A 19,305-nucleotide genomic window follows, 5' to 3' on the forward strand; every position below is an offset into this window, starting at 1 on the left:
GCGGATCAGGGCTCGCAGCTGTTTGAGCGAAGCGAGTTCTGCGAGACCCCGCGAAACGCGAGCACCGCAGGTTGCCCCGTAGCGAAGCGCAGGGGTCGCAGACAGTGGGGTCGCCTTTTCTTTGCTTACTTTCTTTTGGCGAAGCAAAAGAAAGTAAGTCCGCCGCCGGGCGGAACTCCCGGCCTCGGGAAGGAAAAGGAAGCACCGCCCTCATTCCCCACCCCCAAGAAACAAAGCCTCAAACTGCAAATCCCGAGGAAGCCCAGTAGCCAACATCCGAACCCCGCCTTCCAAACCAGGCGTCTCCATCCAAAGCGAGGTTCCAGCCAAAGGCAGCTCGAGCGATCGGCCCTCAACAGCGGCCTCATCGGCAGCAGAAGTCACAAACAACTGACTCAGCACCGCATCAAACCGCAGCGCATCCAAATCACCCTCAAGCCCTTCAAGCACAGCCTGCGTCCCCAACGCCCACCACCGAAGCGCAGCAACAAGCGCCTCTCCATGCAGCGCACCAGGTACGCCTTCATCCAATTCAACGGCGAGCGTGAACGGAAAGTACCGCCCCACCCCATCCACCGAAGGCATCAACACCCCCATCCACCCCCGCTCCCCCACCACCTGCGCCCCCAGCGCAAAGCACCACACAGGCGCCTCCAGGTAGTGCGAAGTCCAATCCGCATGCCGATCCCGCAGCCGTGCCAGCCCGCGTTGCAACCACGGGTCCCACACCGAGCGAAACGACTCCGGCAACCGCCGATGCGCAAAGTCCCCCATCCCCGGCAGCTTGCCAAACCACCCCGGCAACTCAGAGGAAACGAAGAGAGAAGAAGAGGCCAGACTCACAACCCCTCCGGACAAGAAAACTCCCGCAACTCCTTCAACCGAATCGGATGCTGCACGCTGTTCGTCGTCACCTCGAACCGCGTCTTCCGCGCCCCCACCTGGAACGTGATGAAGAACTTCTCCGGCGCATCCCCCGCTTCGAGTTGCCCGTCATCCAGAGTACGGAACAAAGCCCAAGGCCCATCCATCGCCGACCCCGAACTCCCCGTCGTCGACGGCGGACTCACCTGAACGCGCACCTGGTTGCTCCCCTTCGGCCCCGGCCACTGCACCGCCATCGGCACCACCGGCCCGTGCGCGTACTTCACGAGTTGCCCGTCCACGTCGAGGATGAACTGCGTGATGCCCGCGTCCATCTCCACCGGCTTGAAGTCCAGCCGCATCGACGGCCCACGCCCGCCGCCGCGGAAGAAGATGTCCTTGATGCGCGCCGCGCGCTCGAACTGCGCCAGCGCCTGCGTGGTGATCGCGCCGCGCTCGGCCACGGGCTTGTAGCGCCACGGCCGGGTGCTGGTGTCGACCAGCGCGGCCAGGCGCTTCTGGAAGAAGTCGTCCATCAGGCCGCCGGCACCGAACATCTGGCCGAAGTCTTCGGGCAGCACGTCGCGCTTGCTGCTTTGCACGAACGGGTAGCGACCCGCGATGGCGCGGTTGCAGAACTCGGTCACGGGGCGCAGGTCCTGGCTCAGGTTGCCGCGCTCGGCCACCTGCGCCTGCGCGGCGCCGGTCTGGCTCAGGTTCTCGATCATGCTGCGCACCGGCTCGGGCAGGCGGCCCGCATCCGACTTGAGCTTGCCGGCCACGTCGCCGGGCGGCGGCGAGGTGCGGCCCTTCACGGCCGTGTCGACGGCGTTGAGGTACACGTACACCTCGTTGAAGAGCTTGAGCGCGTCGTCGATCGGCGCCGGCTGGTTCGGGCCGCCCGCGGTGACCAGACGGCGTAACGATTCAAAGCGGTCGTCCACGATGCTCTCGATGCGCTTGCCCGGCGCCACCTGCTTGCCGGGGTCGCTGCCGAACAGGTCTTCCAGGCCCTTGCGCGTGTTGCGCACGGTCTCGGTGGCCTTGCTCACGACGTCCTTGTTGGCATCGGCCGCGGGAATCAGCGTGGTCTGCTTGACCACCGCACGCAGGAAGTTCGCGAGCGGCGAATCGACGCCCGAGAGAATGCGCGCGGTCTCGATGTTCTTCTCCAGGCCGCTGGCGCGGATCAGCCGCACGTCGGCCAGCAGCGCCTCCCACTGCTTGACGTATTCCTCGAGGTACAGGCGGCGCACGCGGTCGGTGAGCGCGCCGAGCGCCGCGGCGTCGCGCAGGCGCTCGCTGGCGTTGCGGTCCTGCCCCAGCACCCACGGGTCTTCGGCGGCGAGCAGGCCGGTGAGCACCACGACCTCGTTCTGGAAGCGCTTGTGGTACCCGTCGTAAGTGAACATGCCCGGCACGCCCTCGCTCAGCGGCTTGCCGCTGATGCGCTCGAACACGAGCGGGCCCGAGGGGCCGGTGGCCTGCGCCACGCTGAAGCCCGGGATGTCCTTGGTGGCGCGCTGGCGCTTGAGGCGGCTGAACACGCGCTGCTCCAGCGGGTAGCTCGCGAGCACGGCGCGCACGCTGCGCACGAGGTTCTCGTCCATCTTCAGCGGCGAGCGCGGCGGGCCTTGGGCGATGAGCACGTCGAGCTGGTCTTCGAGCGCCTTGCGCTGGTCTTCGGGAATGCCGCGGTCGAGGTTGCGCGCCCAGTCGAGCGTGATCCAGGCCTTCAGCGCCTCGGGGTCGAAGCGCTCGGGCTGGTAGAGCATCAGATAGCTCTTGAGGGCTTCATAAGTGAACTCGAGGTTGTCCTTCTGCGCGGTGCGCAGCTGGTCCTCGATGCGCTTGGCGATCTGCGGCAGGAAGGCGTCGTTGAGCGCGCGCTGGTGCGTGAGCATGGCGGCGGCGTCGAGCTTGTCGCCCTGGTACAGGCCCAGCGTCATCGACAGCGGCTCGTCGCCCTGGCGGTTGTCGGGCGTCTTCCAGATGTCGCGCAGGCCCTGCAGCACGGGCGCGACCTCGACCAGGTTCTGCACGCGCGTCGGCAGTGCGGCCAGGGTCTTCTGCGCGGGCTCGACGCGCGCCTCGACCGACTTCAGGTAGTTGTTGTTCTGCCAGGTGCTGTAGCCCCAGGCCGCGAGCAGGCCGACGGTGAGCAGCGTCATCGCGGCCACGCCCGCCAGGCGCAGCGTGTTGCGGCGGCGCTCCAGCTTCACGTCGGCGCCGGCCAGGCGCTGCTCGGGGAACACCACTTCGCGCAGCAGCGCGGTGAGGAAGTAGCTGCGTCCGCTCGACTTCTGCGGCGCGAGCATGGCGCGCTCGATGCCGAAGCTGCGCGCCAGGCTGCCCATCACGCGGTCGATGGGGCTGCCCTCCTGCGTGCCGCTGGTGAAGTACACGCCGCGCACCCACGGCGGCTGCGCAAAGCGCGAGCCGGTGAACACCTGTTCGAGCAGATCGGAGAGCAGCGGGCCGACCGAGCCGAACTGCGCCGGAAAACCGAAGATCGCCGCGCGGCGCGTGCCGTCGGTCTCGCGCTGCATGCGCGCGATGAGGCCGTCGTTGACGCGGTTGTGCAGCAGGCCGAACTCGCGGTTGAAGGCGGCCGACAGGCCCTTCTCTTCACCCTGCACGTTCTCGTCCGCCGGCAGCGTGAAGCCGAAGACCTGCGCGCGCTGTTCCTTGCCGAGGTCGTCGAAGTAATCGGTGAAGCCGTAGAGCAGGTCGCTCTTGGTGACGAGCACGTACACCGGCAGGCGCGTGGTGAGCTTGCTGTCGAGCTCGAGCAGCCGCGCACGGATCGACGCCGCGAGCTGCGTGCGCGCCTCGGGGCCCTGGCTCAGCAGGTCGCCCACGCTCACGGTGAGGAACACGCCGTTCAGCGGTCGGCGCGGACGCGCCTTCTTCAGCAGGCCGAGGAAGCCTTCCCAGGCGCTCTTGTCTTCCGACTGGTGGCTGTCCTGCGTGGTGTAGCGCCCGGCGGTGTCGATGAGCACAGCTTCGTCGGTGAACCACCAGTCGCAGTTGCGCGTGCCGCCCACGCCACGGATCGCGCCGGGGCCGAACTTCTCGGCCAGCGGGAACGAGAGGCCCGAGTTGACGAGCGCCGTGGTCTTGCCCGCGCCCGGTGCGCCAATGAAGACGTACCACGGCAGGTCGTACAGGTAGCTGCCGCCCGAGATCGACAGCCAGTCGCGCCAGCCCGGCTTCTTGCCGGCGGCATGCAGGCGCATCTGCTTGAGCGTGGCGACGGCTTCGCTGAAGCGCGTGTCGAGGATCTTCTGTTCGCCGTCGACCGGTGCACCGGTCTTGGCGGCCGGCGCCTTCATGAGGCCGTCGGTCAGGTGCTGGCTCGCACGGCGCGCACGCCAGCGGCGGTACAGCGCGCGCAGCACCACGACGAGCACGATGACGCCGATGACGATGGCGCGCGTCATCTCGCCTTCGAGCGGCGCGAGCGAACCGATCTTCACCAGCGGGCCGATCCACCAGATCAGCAGCGCGACGACGATCAGCGCGAGCAGCGTCAGCAGCAGCGGGCTGAACAGGAAGCCGAAGATTTTCTTGATCATTTCGTCGCTCCTGGAACGGGAGCAGCCGGTGCAGCAGCGAGGCGCTCGGGTTCGGTCAGCAGCACGATGTCGACGCGGCGGTTGCGCGCGCGGTTGGCCGGCGTGTCGTTGGCCACCACGGGCTCGGCGTCGGCCTTGCCGTCGGAGCGCATGCGCGCGGGCTCGACCAGCGTGGAGAGCGCGCCCTTCACCGCGTCGGCGCGCGCGGCCGACAGGTGCCAGTTCGACGGATAGCGCAGCGAGCGGATCGGCTGGTTGTCGGAGTGGCCGGTGATGAGCACCTCGCCCTTCACCTCGGACAGCGCCTGGCCGATGCGGCGCAGCACCGGCAGCGAGGCCGCCATCGGCTCGGCGCTGCCCGAACCGAAGAACGAATCGCCGCGCAGCCGCACCACGCTGCGGTCGGCCTCGTCGGTCACGGTGACCAGGCCCTGCTTGATCTCGGGCTCAAGAAAACGCGCGAGCCGCGGCGACTTGGCCGGCGCGGCGGGCGGTGCGATCTGGATGTTGGGCACGCGCAGGCTCGACACGGCCGCGTAGGTGGTGTCGGAGCGGTGGTTGAGCGTGAGCCGCAGGCCGAACCACGCCAGCGCCAGCAGCAGCGCGAAGCCGGCCGCGAAGACCCACAGCGGCAGCGACTCGCGCAGCCGCACCGTGCCCGCGCCCTGCCCGCGCCAGTGCGGCGACAGCTCGGGCTCGACGGCCGGGCGGTCTTTGGCGATCAGGTCGGCCAGGCGCTGGCGCACCGAGTCGAGCTGTGCGCGGCCGTTGTCGACCACGCGGTAGCGGCCCTCGAAGCCGAGCGCGAGCACGCTGTAGATCAGCTCGAGCAGCTGGCGGTGCGTGGGCACGTCCTGCGCGAGCTTGGCCAGCAGCTGGAACACCTTTTCGCCGCCCCAGGTCTCGTTGTGGAACTGCACCAGCAGGCTCTGCTTGTTCCAGCCAGCCTGCACGCCCCAGGGCGTATTGGCCACCGCCTCGTCGAGCGCGGTGCACAGCACATAGCGCGCGGCCAGCACCGACTCGTTGCCCACGCCCGCGCGCCGCGCCGCGGCGTCGAACTGGTTCACCGCATCGGCGGTGGACGCGCGCAGCGCCGGCACGTTGGGCGGCTGCGCGAGGTTGCGCAGCTTGCCGATCAGCACCAGCAGCTTGCCCGCGGCCGACACCAGCGGATTGAGCAGGCCGATCTCGCCCACCTCGGCCACGGGCGTCGGATCGGTGCCGCCGAAGAACGGCGCAGGCGCAGCGGCCGGCGGTGTGCCGCCCGGCGTGCGCGGCTTGGGCTTGATGACCGTGCGCTCGGACTCGAAGGCGGCAAAGGGGTCGGGAGGGGTGCTCATGAGAACTCCACGCGGGTGACGTCCCTTCGGGAGACACCGCGGAACCGGCTTTGCCGGGCCGCTGGTGTCGCCCCCGGTGAGGGGGTTGGCGAAGCGACACGAAGTGCGCGAAGCCTGGGGGTGGTCATGATCTGATGGCCCAGAACGCGAGGTCGAGGCCGGGGAAATCGCCCGCGATGTGCATCGCGATGCCGCCCGATTGCTCGAGCTGGCGCCACAGGTCGCTGTTGCGCGTTTCGAGTTCGAAGTAGTTGGCGCCCGTGTGGAAAGGAATCTGACGCGGCGCCACCGGCATCGGCGTCAGCGTGACGCCCGGCAGCGCGAGGTTCACGAGGTCGCGGATGCGCTCGACCGGTCCGATCTTCACCTGCGTGGGGAAGCGCGCGCGCAGCGCCTCGCTCGGCATGTTCGCGTTCACCGCGAGCACGAAGGTCGCCTTGCGCTGCAGTTCGACGTCGGTCACCACCGCCACGCGCACGCCGTGCTTGCGGTCGTGCAGGTCGATGCGGATCGCCGACTGCTCGAACACCATCGACAAGCTGCGGCGCAGGTCGTCCATCACCGGACGGAAGCTCAGCGCGAGGTCGTCATGGATGTAGGGCCCGAAGCGCGTCACGCGGCGCGTGTCGCGGAAGCTCGCGAGATCACCGGCCAGCCCGAGCGCGTGTTCGAAGAAATGCTGCGGGTGCAGCATCGCGCTCTTGGCCAGGTGCGCAAAGATGGCTTCGTTGCGGTTCACCGCCTGCAGCAGCATGAAGTCGGCGATCTCGGCCACGCCGCCGGTGCCCCCTTGCGTCATGCGCCCTGCCAGCGCCTCGCCGCGCTGGCGCAGCAGGCCCAGCAGCTCGTCGAGCCAGGCGCGGATCACCGCATGGCCGGCCACGTCGAGCAGCGGCGGCAGCATCGCGCGGTCGAGCTGCACCTGGTTGTCGACCCGGCGCTCGACCACGCGGGCCACACCCAGGGTCGCCCAGGCATCGGTGGCTTCGCTGGCGCGCATCAGGCGCGTGTGCAGCTGACCCAGTTGAAGCATCGCGGTGCGCTCGCCGGCCGTGTTGGAGTCGGGCACGTCCGACTCCAGCACGCGGTGGCGCACCAGCTCTTCGTATTCTTCAGCGTCGGCCTCGCGCGCTCCGGCGCGGCGCAACGGCAGCGCCAGCACCACGGCCTCGTCGCGCATGGACACAGGAATGTCGATGGGCTCGGGCAGCGGATCGACCGCCGGCATGTCGAACACCGTGCCGTCGCCGAAGATGCCCACCGCCCGCACCAGCGCCAGCTTGCCCAGCGTGAGCGCCGCCGCGTCGATCTCGACTTCGGCGAAACCCCAGGCGTAGGGCGTGGTGGTGCGCAACAACACATGCCGCGCATGATCGGCATGGCGCTCGCTCTGCTGCAGGTGCTGAGGCTGCAACAGCATCCCCTCGCTCCAGACCACTTTGGTTCGCCAACTCATCCGCACTCCGTCAACGGCAAGGGTGCCGGGAAGAAAGAAACACGAAGTTTCCGGCGCGGGGGGCGGGAGGCAAATCCGCCTTAAGGCCTAGCTAATGGCCTAGGTGGCGGGTGCGAGGTACGGCGAAGGGAGTAGATGGAAATTCGGCGAAAGCCAACCGGTTGGCCTTTCCCGCAGTCTGGTCAGCCGCGAAGCTCGCGGGCCAAAGGCATTCCGGCTCCGAGACCGCGCTCGTGGATCGACAGCGCAATCTCCGCATTCGAGGCCGCAACGGTATCGACGCATGCGTATCCCTCGCTGGCCTGCCGGTCCGCGCGCAGCAGATTGCCGACGCAACCGAGGGTGACGGCGTTCAGTACCCCGAAGAGGACGATCAACCCGCCCCCTGCGCTGTCTCCCATCCCACGTGCCACGATGCCGGCCAGAACGCCAGCCACGAGAACCCCGAGCGCCAACGACCACAGGCCATGACGCAACGCCCATATCCAGCCCAGGAAGAAGGCTGGCCAACTCCAGCCTTTCTTGATCACTCGCATGTCGCCGCTAGGGTGCTTGAATATCTTGTAGTTCTTCATTCTTTTCCAAGCGATGAGGTTCTACGCTGACGCTCACCATGCGTGGGATTTGTCATGCTGCAAGCCGGTTCTCAGCGCATCCCGGGCTTCGTTGCCGCGGCCGCATGCCCCTGAATCAACGCCATCTCCACGTTGGCGGCTTGCACCACCGCAATCTCCTCATAGCCCCTGCGAATCTGTTGTCCCACGCGCAAGGCGTTCCCGCCGATGCCGAACCCCACCGAGACGATGACAGAAAGCACGTTGAGCAATCCATCCGCGGCCGCCGTTCCGATGGCGTCTTCTCCAGCGACGATGAGCGCCGCCAAGCCCAGAAGACCCAGCCCCACCCACCACATGCGATGGAAAAGGGCCCAGAACGCCCCGAAGAAAAACCCCGGCCAGCTCCAGCCGTCCTTGATGGCCTGCACACTGCCGAGGGGGTCCTTGAATATCTTGTAGGTCTTCATTGCGTGACTGCCTTCCCGATAGAGATCGTTGTTGTCGGATGCGGGCTCTCGCCCCGTCCTCTCTCCGACGCGCAACGCACACCGCACAAAGCCGTTCGCAAGAACGCCTTCGACGACAACAGCCTTCACCCGGAAAGAGGTCGCGCAGTGTGGAAGCCACCACGCGTTTGCAATGACAACAATGGTCGCCCGCCGCGACGTGTCTTCAGATACCCGCGCAAAGCGAGTGATTTGTCATGGGCGCGGCCTGCGCGGGCCGTGCCTCAGCGGGAAGCGCTCGACGCCTTCAGCGCCTCCACCTGCGCCGCATACGCCTTCTCGATCCGCTGCAGCCGCTGCTCCCGCGCCGCATCGTTGACCCACGCCGCCGACAACGCGCGCTGGCGCCCCAGCTGGTATTCCAGCTTCGCTTCCGGCAGCAGCGCGCTGTCGTCCGCCGCGACGTAGCCGTACGCCGCGCGCAGGTTCTTCAGCACCTCGCGCTCGGCGTCGGCGCGTGGACCCTTGCCCTTGCCGTAGCCGACGAGGAAGGCCTGCAGCTTCGCCTGGAACTCGGGTGGGTAGTCGCGGCGCACCACCATCGGCGCGCCGGGCGGTGGTTCGGACTCCCAGATCACCTGCAGCCGCGCGGCCTCGACCGGGAACTGCTGGCGGAAGCGCTCGAAGTCGGTGGTGTTGTTGGTGGCCACGTCGGCGTCGCCGTTGGCCACGGCCAGCGCGGTGGCCTGGTGGGTGCCGACGAACTCGCTGCGAAAGCGGGTTTCCATCTCGATCTGGTTGGGCAGAAAGAGCTGGCTCTGCGGCACGATGAAGCCGGTGACCGAGCGGCTGTCGCCGCGCGCGAGCCGCCAGCGTTCGGGCTGGGCCAGCAGGCCTTCGAGCGTGTTGAGCGGCCCGGTCTTGCGCGCCAGCAGCACGGCGCGGTGCTCGGGCATGCCGTCGCGCCGTGCGATCTGGGCCACCACCTTCATGCGCCGTTGCATGACGGCGTCGAGCGCCATCTTGGCCGAGAGAAAGGCCATGTCGATCTCGTCGCGGCCGATGGCGCGGTCGAGCTCTTCGTACGACGGCACCGAGTACGCGCTGACGGGCAGGCCCAGCGCACGGCTCATGTCGGCCATGAGCGGCGTCCACAACGCACGCGACTCGACGGTGCCGCCCAGTGGCAGCACGCCGAAGCGCACCTCCTTGATCACCAGCGGGCCTTTGGCGGAGGGCACTGGCGCAGGCTGCGCGCCCGCCGGCCATGTCGCCATCAGCGACGACGACAGGGCCAGCGCAAGCAGGGTCCGGCGGTTCAAGGGCTCACGTCCTTCAACACGGCAAGCTGCTCGGCGTAGCCGCTCTCCAGGCGCTGCAGCCGCGCCTGGCGCGCCGCGTCGTTGACCCACTGCGCGGTCTTCGCGTTCTGCATGGCAAGCTGGTAGGCCAGCTTGGCGGCGGGCAGCAGCGAGCTGTTGTCGGCCGCCACGAAGCCCGCCAAGTCGTGCAGCGACTTGAGCACCACGCGCTCGGCGTCGCCGCGCGCTCCCTTGCCGCGGCCGTAGGCGACCAGGAAGGCCTGCACGCGCAGGCGCAGCTCGGGCGGGTACTCGCGGCGCACGACGATCTGCGCGTGCGGGATCAGCTCCGACTCCCACAGCACCTGCAGCCGCTGCGCCTCGGCCGGAAAGCGCAGCTTGAAGCGCTCGAAGTCGGCCGAGTTGTTGGTCGCCACGTCGGCCTCGTTGTTGGCCACGGCCAGCGCATTGGCCTGGTGCGTGCCGACCACCTCGCTCAGGAAACGCGTCTCCATGACGATGTGGTTCGGTAAAAAAAACTGCAGCTGCGGCACGATGAAGCCCGACACCGACTGCCGCTCGCCGCGCGCCAGTCGCCAGCGCTCGGGCTGGTCGACGAGGTCTTTCAGCGTGTTGAAGGGCGGCGCCTTGCGCGTGAGCAGCAGCCCGCGGTAGCCAGGCAGGCCGTCGTGCCGCACGACCTGGGCCACGACCTTCATGCGCTTCTGGCTCACGGCGTCGAGCGCCATCTTTCCCGACAGGAACGCCATGTCGACTTCGCCGCGCTGGATGGCCTGCTCCAGCGCCTCGTACGAATTGACCGAGAGCACGCTCACCGGCCGCTGGATGGCGCGGCTGAGTTCGGCCAGCAGCGGGTCCCAGTCGCTGCGCGATTCGAAGGCCCCGCCCAGCGGCAGGATGCCGAAGCGCACCGGCGCGTCCGCGGCGGGCGCCGCAGCCTGCGCCGCCGCCAGCAGCGGCAGCAGGAGCCCCATGGCCAGCGCCAGGGCCGCACGGCGGCCGGTGCCGGGAAAACTGCCGAAACGACGCAAGAAGGCGTGCATGGAAGGAGCGGAAGACACGGGGCCCGCGGCGAGCCGGCGGGGTCTAACATGGGCGACGCGGACGCCATTACATCCCAAATGCGAGTCTTTCTCGTGATGTTTTTCCGGTCTTCCCTGTTCGGGGCCGTGGCCCTAAGCTCGCGCCCCATGCGTTCAAGGCCCTCATGAACTGGAACTTCCGCCTCCTGCGCGGGCTGGCCCGCCTCACCTTCGCCCAGCAGCTGATCCTGCTGGCGCTGGTGCCGGCCACGGCGGCCACGCTGGTGGCCATCGCGGTGCTCACGCGCCAGCACCTGGGCAACCTCACCGAGCTGATGCGCGCCAACGCGCAGACGGTGGCGCTGCAGGTGGCCACGGTGGCGCAGGCGCCGCTGGCACGCATGGACCGGCGCGCGCTGGCGCGCACCGCGCAGACCGGCACCTACCAGCCGCACGTGCAGCAGGTGCAGATCTGGACCGAGGACGGCGAGATCGTCGCCAACTCCGAGACCGTCGACCGCCGCCGCGGCGAGGGCCTGCAGGTGGTGGTGCCGATCGTCAGCGACGACGGCCGCCACAACGGCAAGGTGATGGTCGAGATCGGGCTGGACGCGGTGCAGAGCGCGCGCCGCTCGGTCTGGCTCAACGTGGCGCTGGTGCTGGCCATGAGCCTGCTGGGCGTGGGGCTGGCGGGCTGGTGGGCGGCGCGCCGCATCAGCGAGCCGATCCGTGCGCTGGGCGAGGCGGTCGACCGGCTCGGCGCGGGCGAAGCCGCCAGCGTGGCGATCGAAGGCACCTCGGAGGTGCGCCACCTGCAGCACGGCTTCAACCAGGCAGCGCGCGCGCTCGCCGAAAGCCACCGGCTGCTGCAAAGCCGCATCAACGAGGCCACGGCCGAGCTGGCGCGCAAGAACCAGCTGCTCGAAGTGGCCAGCCAGGCCAAGACGCGGCTGCTGGCCGCCGCCAGCCACGACCTGCGCCAGCCGCTGCATGCGCTCACGCTGTTCTCCGACGGGCTGGCCAATGGCGAGACCGACCCGGTGAAGCTGCAACGCATCGGCCACATCCGCGAGTGCGTGGATTCGCTCGACCGGCTGTTCTCGGAACTGCTGAACCTGTCGCAGCTCGACGCCGGCGTGCTGCAGCCGCAGTGGGCCGACTTTCCGCTCGACCGGCTGTTCGACGAGATCAGTCGCAACTTCCGCCCCGTGGCCGAGCAGCAGGGCCTGCGGCTGGTGGTGCGCAAGACCGAGCTGTGGGTGCGCTGCGACTACGTGATGCTCTCGCGCATCCTCAACAACCTGGTGTCGAACTCGCTGCGCCACACGGTCGAGGGCGGCGTGCTGATCGGCGCGCGCGCGCGCGGCAAGGGCGTGCGCATCGACGTGGTCGACACCGGCGTGGGCATTGCTGCGCACCACCAGGCGCGGGTGTTCGAGGAGTTCTACCAGGTCGAGCCGGCCAGCCGCAGCAACGCGCCCGGCGGGGCGCGCGGCATGGGCCTGGGGCTGGCCACGGTGCAGCGGCTGGCCGAGCTGCTGAACACGCGCGTCGAGCTCAGCTCGCGCCTGAACAAGGGCACCTGCGTGCGCGTGCAGGTGCGCGCCGCGCCCGCCGCGCTGCCGGCACCGGTGGCACCGGCACCCGCGGCGGCCAGCGCCGACGACGAGAGCAACGGCGACAGCCTGGCCGAGCTGCGCATCCTCGTCATCGACGACGAACGCACGATCCTCGAAGGCCTGAGCGTGGTGCTGTCCAACTGGGGCGCCACGGTGCTGGCCGCGCAGACGCGCGCCGAGGCGCTGGCGCTGGCCGATGGCTGGGACACGCCGCCCGACGTGGTGGTGAGCGACCTGCTGCTGCAGGGCGGCGACAACGGCCTGGATGTGATCGCCGCGCTCGAGCGCCACCCCAACGGCATCGGCGCCGGCACCGCGCGCCTGCTGGTCACCGGCGAGACCAAGCCCGACCGTCTGCGCGAGGTGGCCGCCGCCGGCATCGCCGTGCTCTACAAGCCGGTGTCGCCGCGCGTGCTGCGCCAGGCGATCCAGGCGCAGCGCGCGGCCGCGCTGATGGTGGCCGCGGGCCTCTGACACGGTACCTTCCCTGTAGGCGCCGGGTAGTCCGTCGGACATAGACCAAGCAGCCGCCGCGGTGTGATCTTCCTCACACGCGCAGGCCCTCGCGCATGCGGGCATAAGCCCTCCGCCTTATCGCGGGAAACAGGGCGCGTCCTTACATTGGACCATTGCCTCTCGCTGCACAAAGCAGTCCATGTCCGTCGCTGTGACCCTCCCCATTCCGCTTTTCTCCGGAAGAGTGCACCGTGCTGTCCACGCGCTGCTGGCCTTCGGCCTCGTGCTGTGCCTGGCCGCCGCGCCGCGCGTGGCATCGGCGGCCACGCTGACGGTGCTCGTCGGCGACGACCAGGCCGCATCAACCGAGTTCGTGCAGCAGCTGCGCACGGGCCAACCGGCCTCCGGCAAGTTCGAACTCGTGCGCATCGGACCGGGCGCCCCGGCCGCGGAGCCGGCCAGCGCCGACACCGAGCCCGCTGCCAACACCGGCGTACGCACGCGCAGCCTGCGCACCGCGAGCGATGCGGGCCTCACCGTGGCCGTCGGCACCACCGCCGCGCGCGCCGCCCTCGAACGCCCCGGCGCGGAGCCGCTGGTGCTCGCGATGCTGAGCCGGCTCGACTACGAGACCCTCAAGGCTGCCAGCCCCGCCGCCCTGCGGCGCGGCGACCGGCGCGTGGGCGTGCTGCTGCGCGACCCGGCCATGGCCGACCAGCTCGCGCTGGTGAACGCCGTGCTGCCGCAGAAGCGCCGCCTGGGCGTCATCGCCACGCCCGAATCCGAACCGCTGGTGCGCGAACTGCAGCGCGCCGCGCAGAACGCCAACCCGGCCTGGGACCTGCAGGTCGAGATCGCGCCCGACGCGCGCTCGCTCGCCACCGCGCTGCGCGCCCTGGTGCCACGCAGCGACGCCCTCATGGTGCTGCCCGACCTCATCGGCGACAGCCAGGCCGCCACGCTCTCGGTGCTGCATGCCGGCGCCGGCGCGGGCCTGCCGGTGTTCGGCGCCAGCGAGGGGCTGGTGCGCTCGGGCGGCCTGGCGGCGGCGGTCTCCACGCCCGGCCAGCTCGCGCAACAGGCGCGCCAGCTCGGACAGAAAGTGGCCAGCGCAGGCAGCACCGGCAACAACAGCCCGCTGGTGGAGGCGGCCACGCCGGCCACCGTGCGGATCAACGCGACCGTGGCACGCGGGCTCGGCCTGCGTCCGCCGGAGGAACGGGAGCTCACCGAACGACTCGCAGCCCCGCGATGAGCACCACGCCGGTCCCCCCAGGCCCGCTGTCCCGCCCGACGGCGGCGGGAGCGGCCACGGCGACCGAATCGCCACCGCCCCCTCCACCACCGGCCGCCACTTCGCTGGTGGTGCGCGGCAACCTGCAGCGCGACCTGTTCCGTCTGGGCGTCGTGCCCTGCGCGGCGGTGGCGCTGGCGCTCACCGGCTGGTTCACCCACAACCGGCTGCAGACGCTGGAAGCCGCCTTCGACGCCGAAGGCCAGGCCGTCGCCAAGCAGGTGGCGGCCATGTCCGACCTGAGCCTGTACGCGGGCGACCTGCCGGCGCTGCAGAACGTGGCCTCGGCGGCGTTGCGCGGCGGACAGGTGACGCGCGTGGAGATCAGCAACAGCGCGGGCGTGTACGTCACGGCCGGGCCCAAGAACGAATCGCTCGCGCAGCTGCGCATGTTCAGCGCGCCAGTCACGCTGCGCGAAGCCTCGCGCGCCAGCGCCTTCGCGCCGGCTGGCTCCACCGCGGCGGGCGACACGCCCATCGGGCTGGTGCAGACCTTCCGCGACACCACCGCCTACACGCACGAGCGCAGCCGCTCGCTCATCGCCGGCATCGGCATCGCGCTGGTCGCGCTGCTCGCGGCATGGGCCTCGGTGCGCCACATGGCGCGCACGGTGGCGCGGCCGCTGCGGCGCGTGTCGCGCACCGTGGCGGCGCTGGAGGCCGGCCACTTCGAGGTGCGCTGCGACGTGGTCGAAGGCGGCACGCGCGGCACGCACGAGCTGGCCGTGCTCGCGCACGACATCGACCGCCTCGCCGAGCGCCTGCAATACAACCGCCAGGTGAGCGAGGAGCGCGTGCGCGAGGCCACCGCCGTCGCGCTGCAGCGCATGGCCGAGGCCGAGCAGGCCGCGCTGTCGCGCGCGCGCTTCCTGGCCGCTGCGAGCCACGACCTGCGCCAGCCGCTGCACGCCATGGGCCTGTTCATCGACGGCCTGCTGCCCAGCGCCACCGAGGCGCAGCGCCCGGCCGTGCTGCGGCTGCAGGAGAGCACCGGCTTCATGGGCGTGCTGCTGGACGACCTGCTGGAAATCTCGCGCCTGGACGCGCAGGTGCTCACGCCCGCCATCACGCGCGTCTCGCTGGCCGCGCTGTTCGACCAGCTCGACGCGCAGCACGCCCCCGCCGCCAGCGCGGCGCAGGTGCGACTGCATTGGCGCGACCGCGGCCTGGCGGTGCGCAGCGACGCGGCGATGGTGCAGCGCATCGTCGGCAACCTGGTGGCCAACGCGCTGCGCCACGCACCCGAGGGCGGCACCGTGCTGGTGGCCGCGCGGCGCAGCCGGGCCGGCGTGCGCATCGAGGTGCGCGACAACGGCGTGGGCATCGCGCCCATCCACCAGGGCCGCATCTTCGAAGAGTTCTACCAGGTGGCCAACACCGAGCGCGACCGCCGCCGCGGCTTCGGCCTGGGGCTGGCGATCTGCGCGCGCATCGCCACCCTGCTGGGCACCCGCATCACCGTGCGCTCGGCGCTGCAGGCCGGCAGCACCTTCGCCTTCACGCTGCCGCCCGCGCGCAAGGCCGACGTCGCGCCGCCCGAGCCCGCACCGGTGGCACCGGCGCCGCTGGCGGGCCTGCGCTGCCTCGTGGTGGACGACGACCCCGCCATCCTCGACGGCACGCACGCGCTGCTCACGCAGTGGGGCTGCGAGGTCGAATGCGTCACCACCGGCGCCGAGGCGCTGGCGCGGCTGGGCACCGGCGACATCGTCTACGACGCCGTGCTGTGCGACCTGCAACTGGCCGGCGACGCCGACGGCGTGGAAGTGATCGATGCCGCCCGCCGCCTGCAGCCCGGCGCGCTCGCCGTGCTGGTGTCGGGCGCCACCGGACCCGAGGTGCTGCAGCGGCTGCGCCACGGCGGCGTGACGCTGTTGACCAAACCGGTGGCGCCGGCCAAGCTGCGCGCATTGCTCACCACGCGGCGCCACGCGCCCGGCGCCTGACCCCGCATGCCCACCGCCATCGACCTGAAAGACGTCCGCCCCTTCGTCGCCACGCCCTGCCACGGCGGCGCGGTCGGCACCGAGTGCGCGCGCAGCCTGCTCGGCCTGGTCAACCTCGCGTGGACCCACGGCTTCGCGATGCAGACGCGCTTTCTCGACGGCGACAGCCTCGTCACGCGCGCGCGCAACCGGCTGGCCGCCGAGTTCCTGGCCGACACGCGCTGGACGCACCTGTTCTGGATCGACGCCGACATCGGCTTCGAGCCCGAGGCCGCGCTGCGGCTGCTGGGCGCGGGCCGCGACGTGGTGGCCGGCGTGTACCCGCACAAGAGCGACGGCTGGCCCGAAGGCGGCCTGCGCGCGCCGCTGCCGGCCGGCACCACGCGCGCCGACTTCGAGGCGCTGCATGCGGCGTTCCCGGTCAACGTGAACGACGCGAGGGCGCGCGTGGGCGCCGACGGTTTTCTCGAAGTGCTGGACGCACCCACCGGCTTCATGCTGATCGCGCGCCGCGTGCTCGAGCAGATGGCGCAGGCGCTGCCCGAGCTGCGCTACACGCCCGACCGCATGGACGACCCGATCGCCGCGGCGCGGCCGCACTACCGCTTCTTCGACGTGTTCGCCGAACCGAACAACGGGCGCTACCTCAGCGAGGACTACGGCTTCTGCCGCCGCTGGCAATCGATCGGCGGGCGCGTGCACGTCGACACGCGCTCGCGGCTGTCGCACCAGGGCCTGCGCACCTACCGCGGCGACTTCGCGAGGACGCTGGGGCTGAGCGACTGAACCGCTTGCAGGTCGGGCGGCAAGGTGCGGCGGTCGTAGTCGCGGTCGGGCTCGATGCGCCTCAGTTGCAGCCCCGGACCTTCTTGCGCGAGGTAGTCGTAGCCGATGGCCTGGAACTGCCGCGCCGGATCGAGCCGCGTGTACAGGTCGCGCCGCGCCACGCGGTCCGCGTGACGGATGCTCTTCAGGTGATAGAGCCGGTAGCGGCTGTAGAACATCAGGCCGTGGCGCTGCGCATCGTCGGGCAGCCACGGGCCGTGCAGGTCGGCGCTCAGTTCGAACGAGATCTGCTGCGGCAAACGGAACAGCCGCGCGCGCGACTTGCGCCCCCACGGGCCGTCGCTGCGCCAGGCGTCGGGCGAGTTCCAAAGCTCGCAGGACACGAGCGACAGGCTGGCGAGTTGGTTGTCCGGCAGCGAATCGACGGTGGCGTGCAGGTGGCGCAGGAACAGCGCTTCGTAGCGCTCGTCGGCATCGCACACCAGCACCCAACCCGCACCGTGGCGGCGCGCGGCTTCGAGCAGGCGGCGCTTGTTCTCGTTCTCGCGCCACACGTGCGCGCCGTCATCGCGCGGCGGGTTCGACAGCAGCTCCAGCAGCATCGGTTCGCGCCGCAGGATCTCGGCGGTGCCGTCGGTCGAGCCGTCGTCGAGCGCGACGATGCCGTCCACATGGCCGCGCAGGTGGTCGAGGCAGCCCGGCAGACAGCGCACCTCGTTGCGCAGCTGCAGCACGCAGACGATGCGCAGTCGCGACGTGAGACGCGGTGCGATCGGCGGGTGCGCGCACCGCGGGCAATGAAAGGCGCTGGGCTCGTGGTGCAGCAGGCGCGCGCAGACCTCGCACTGGCGGCGCGAGCCCATCGGCACCACGGGTGCGGCGATCAGCCAGGCCGGTGCTTCGGCGGGCCATGCGCTCGCGCTGTCGTTGCGTGCGATGCGCTTGAAATCTCGGCCCCATCCGGCATCGCCCGCGCGCGCCTCGTGCGGCGTGCATTTGATCCAGTCGACGTCGCGGTCGAACTGCTCGCCGCCCGTGCGCGTTTCGGCCGACAGGTGCAGCAAGTGCGCGTCCGGACAGGCCAGCAGCTGCCAGCCCGCCATCTCCAGGCGCACGCGCAGGTTGTCGTCGTCGCCGCCCCATTCTTCGAACGATTCGTCGTAGCCATGCACGGCATCGAAGGCCTCGCGCGCGCAGCACAGCGAGCCGTAGAAGGTCTGCAGCAGCAGCTCGGGCGGCACCTGGCGCGCGAAGACGGCGTCGAGGGTGTCCGTGAGCTCGTCGAAGCGCGCGAAGCCGACGCGACCGACCGCCACGCCGCGCGCGTGTCCCATCGCCGCCTGCAGCAGCAGCGCCGGCGCATCGCCGGCGTAGGCGGACTCGGGCGAATGGACCAGCACGAAGCGCCCCGCGCTGCCGCGCACGCCGGCGTTGATGGCCTTGCAGGGCGGGCGCCATGCATGTGCGACGTCGTTGACGAGCACCTTCCAGCGGATCTGCGGAAAGCGCGCGACCAGCGCCAGCACGCCGGCTTCCTCGCCGGGCTCGTCGAGCGCGATCACCACCTCGATGCCGGGCCGCGCCCAATACCCCGCATTCATCGGCAGCACGCGCTCGAACTCGGCCAGCTTGCGGTAGAAAGGCAGCACGACGCTGAGCCACGGACGGTTCGTGTCAGCCTCTCGACCTTCCGACGTCATGATGTTCACTGCATCGCTCCTTCAGCGATGACGCACTGGAGATGCCCATGCAAGGCTGCTACATCAACCTCGAGCGAAGCACCGAGCGCCGCGGCGCGATGGACGCGCAGTTGCAGCGGCTCGGGCTGACGGATGTGCGGCGACACGCAGCCATCGATGCGCAAACGCTTGCGCCCGGCAACACGGCGATCACGACCGGCGAGCGCGCCTGTTTTCTCTCGCACACCGAAGCCCTCACCCGCGCGAACCCCGGCGAGGCACTGCTGGTGCTCGAAGACGACGCACAGCTCAGCGAGGCCCTGCCGGCTGCGCTGCGCAGCGGCGCGCTCGCGCAACTGGAAGCGGAAGGCTGCGACATCGCGTTCCTCGAATGCCAGCCCGTGACCTCGACACAGCACCTGCTCGCGCTCTGGCACAGCCTGCAACGGCGCCTGCCGCCGCAAGGCAGTGGCGCGCCGCGTCACGCGCTGTCGGGCATCGACTTCCTCGACGCACGCACGCTCTACAACTGGGGCGCGGTCGCCTACGTCGTCACGCCGAAGGGCCTGCGCGTGCTGCCCGCGCTGCTGCAGGAAGCGATCACGCACGGGCCATTGCAACCCTACGACCTGACGCTGGGCAGCTTCCTGCGCGACGGCCGCCTGCAAGGCGTGGTGCTCTCGCCCTTCCTCGCCACGCCGGCATGGGGCAGCCATGCCGACAGCACCCTCGGCAGCCCGACGGAATCGGCGGCGCACGACGTGCTCGGCGGTGCGTTGCGGCGCCTGTTCTTCGCCGGACCGCTCGACGGCCTCGAAGCCCACGTTGCACCGTGGCGCCACGCGCCGCTCACCGACGACCCGCAACTGCGCCTGCTCGCGGACCTGATGGCGCAGCTCTTCGTGCTCACGGCCCGCGATCACGCGCCGCGTTGACA

At 70.2% G+C, this 19,305-nt stretch carries 14 protein-coding genes; 5 read left to right on the forward strand and 9 right to left on the reverse strand.

Annotation, left to right across the window (positions count from 1 at the left end; translation table 11 throughout):
• Positions 1–210 precede the first annotated feature (210 nt).
• From tagF to phnD (AC07O4_RS28795), 8 genes are all read right to left on the reverse strand, one after another.
• The gene (gene tagF / locus AC07O4_RS28760; protein ID WP_495306289.1) at positions 211–843 is read right to left on the reverse strand and encodes a type VI secretion system-associated protein TagF; all 633 of its coding nucleotides are present in this window, start codon (positions 841–843) and stop codon (positions 211–213) included.
• A complete protein-coding gene (tssM, locus tag AC07O4_RS28765; RefSeq protein WP_495306290.1) occupies positions 840–4,442 on the reverse strand; it encodes a type VI secretion system membrane subunit TssM in 3,603 nt (1,200 codons plus the stop codon). The genes tagF and tssM overlap by 4 nt, the downstream gene beginning before the upstream one ends.
• Complete coding sequence (locus tag AC07O4_RS28770; protein WP_495306291.1) at positions 4,439–5,785, reverse strand: DotU family type VI secretion system protein; 1,347 nt, start codon at positions 5,783–5,785, stop codon at positions 4,439–4,441. Before AC07O4_RS28770 ends, tssM begins: the two co-directional genes overlap by 4 nt.
• Positions 5,786–5,909: 124 nt before the next feature.
• Positions 5,910–7,241: a type VI secretion system baseplate subunit TssK gene (tssK, locus tag AC07O4_RS28775; RefSeq protein WP_495306292.1), complete on the reverse strand. Its 1,332-nt coding sequence runs from the start codon at positions 7,239–7,241 to the stop codon at positions 5,910–5,912.
• A 182-nt stretch (positions 7,242–7,423) separates the two neighbouring features.
• Entirely contained in the window at positions 7,424–7,816 is a 393-nt protein-coding gene (locus AC07O4_RS28780; RefSeq protein WP_495266041.1) for a DUF2628 domain-containing protein, read from the reverse strand.
• Between the two features lie 71 nt (positions 7,817–7,887).
• The gene (locus tag AC07O4_RS28785) at positions 7,888–8,265 is read right to left on the reverse strand and encodes a DUF2628 domain-containing protein (protein WP_495306293.1); all 378 of its coding nucleotides are present in this window, start codon (positions 8,263–8,265) and stop codon (positions 7,888–7,890) included.
• Positions 8,266–8,528: 263 nt separating this feature from the next.
• Positions 8,529–9,551: a phosphate/phosphite/phosphonate ABC transporter substrate-binding protein gene (gene phnD, locus AC07O4_RS28790; RefSeq protein WP_495306353.1), complete on the reverse strand. Its 1,023-nt coding sequence runs from the start codon at positions 9,549–9,551 to the stop codon at positions 8,529–8,531.
• A gap of 11 nt (positions 9,552–9,562) precedes the next feature.
• A complete protein-coding gene (phnD, locus tag AC07O4_RS28795) occupies positions 9,563–10,609 on the reverse strand; it encodes a phosphate/phosphite/phosphonate ABC transporter substrate-binding protein (protein ID WP_495306294.1) in 1,047 nt (348 codons plus the stop codon).
• A 164-nt stretch (positions 10,610–10,773) separates the two neighbouring features.
• Between phnD (AC07O4_RS28795) and AC07O4_RS28800 the strand changes: the two genes are divergently transcribed.
• From AC07O4_RS28800 to AC07O4_RS28815, 4 genes are all read left to right on the forward strand, one after another.
• On the forward strand, positions 10,774–12,681 hold the full coding sequence (locus tag AC07O4_RS28800; RefSeq protein ID WP_159278714.1) for an ATP-binding response regulator: 1,908 nt from the start codon (positions 10,774–10,776) through the stop codon (positions 12,679–12,681).
• Positions 12,682–12,907: 226 nt separating this feature from the next.
• On the forward strand, positions 12,908–13,918 hold the full coding sequence (locus AC07O4_RS28805) for an ABC transporter substrate-binding protein (protein WP_495306295.1): 1,011 nt from the start codon (positions 12,908–12,910) through the stop codon (positions 13,916–13,918).
• Positions 13,915–15,903: a hybrid sensor histidine kinase/response regulator gene (locus tag AC07O4_RS28810; protein WP_495306296.1), complete on the forward strand. Its 1,989-nt coding sequence runs from the start codon at positions 13,915–13,917 to the stop codon at positions 15,901–15,903. Before AC07O4_RS28805 ends, AC07O4_RS28810 begins: the two co-directional genes overlap by 4 nt.
• Before the next feature lie 6 nt (positions 15,904–15,909).
• Positions 15,910–16,689 (forward strand): hypothetical protein, encoded by a 780-nt coding sequence (locus tag AC07O4_RS28815; RefSeq protein WP_495306297.1) that lies wholly within the window; start codon positions 15,910–15,912, stop codon positions 16,687–16,689.
• Here AC07O4_RS28815 and AC07O4_RS28820 read toward each other — a convergent pair.
• Positions 16,647–18,389, reverse strand: coding sequence for a galactosyltransferase-related protein (locus AC07O4_RS28820; protein ID WP_495306354.1), 1,743 nt, complete (start codon positions 18,387–18,389; stop codon positions 16,647–16,649). The two genes, AC07O4_RS28815 and AC07O4_RS28820, sit on opposite strands and share 43 nt — an antisense overlap.
• 47 nt (positions 18,390–18,436) lie before the next feature.
• Between AC07O4_RS28820 and AC07O4_RS28825 the strand changes: the two genes are divergently transcribed.
• Positions 18,437–19,303: a glycosyltransferase family 25 protein gene (locus tag AC07O4_RS28825; protein WP_495306298.1), complete on the forward strand. Its 867-nt coding sequence runs from the start codon at positions 18,437–18,439 to the stop codon at positions 19,301–19,303.
• Positions 19,304–19,305 lie beyond the last annotated feature (2 nt).

It is taken from the genome of Variovorax sp. GW821-FHT09D04 (genome assembly GCF_059416405.1).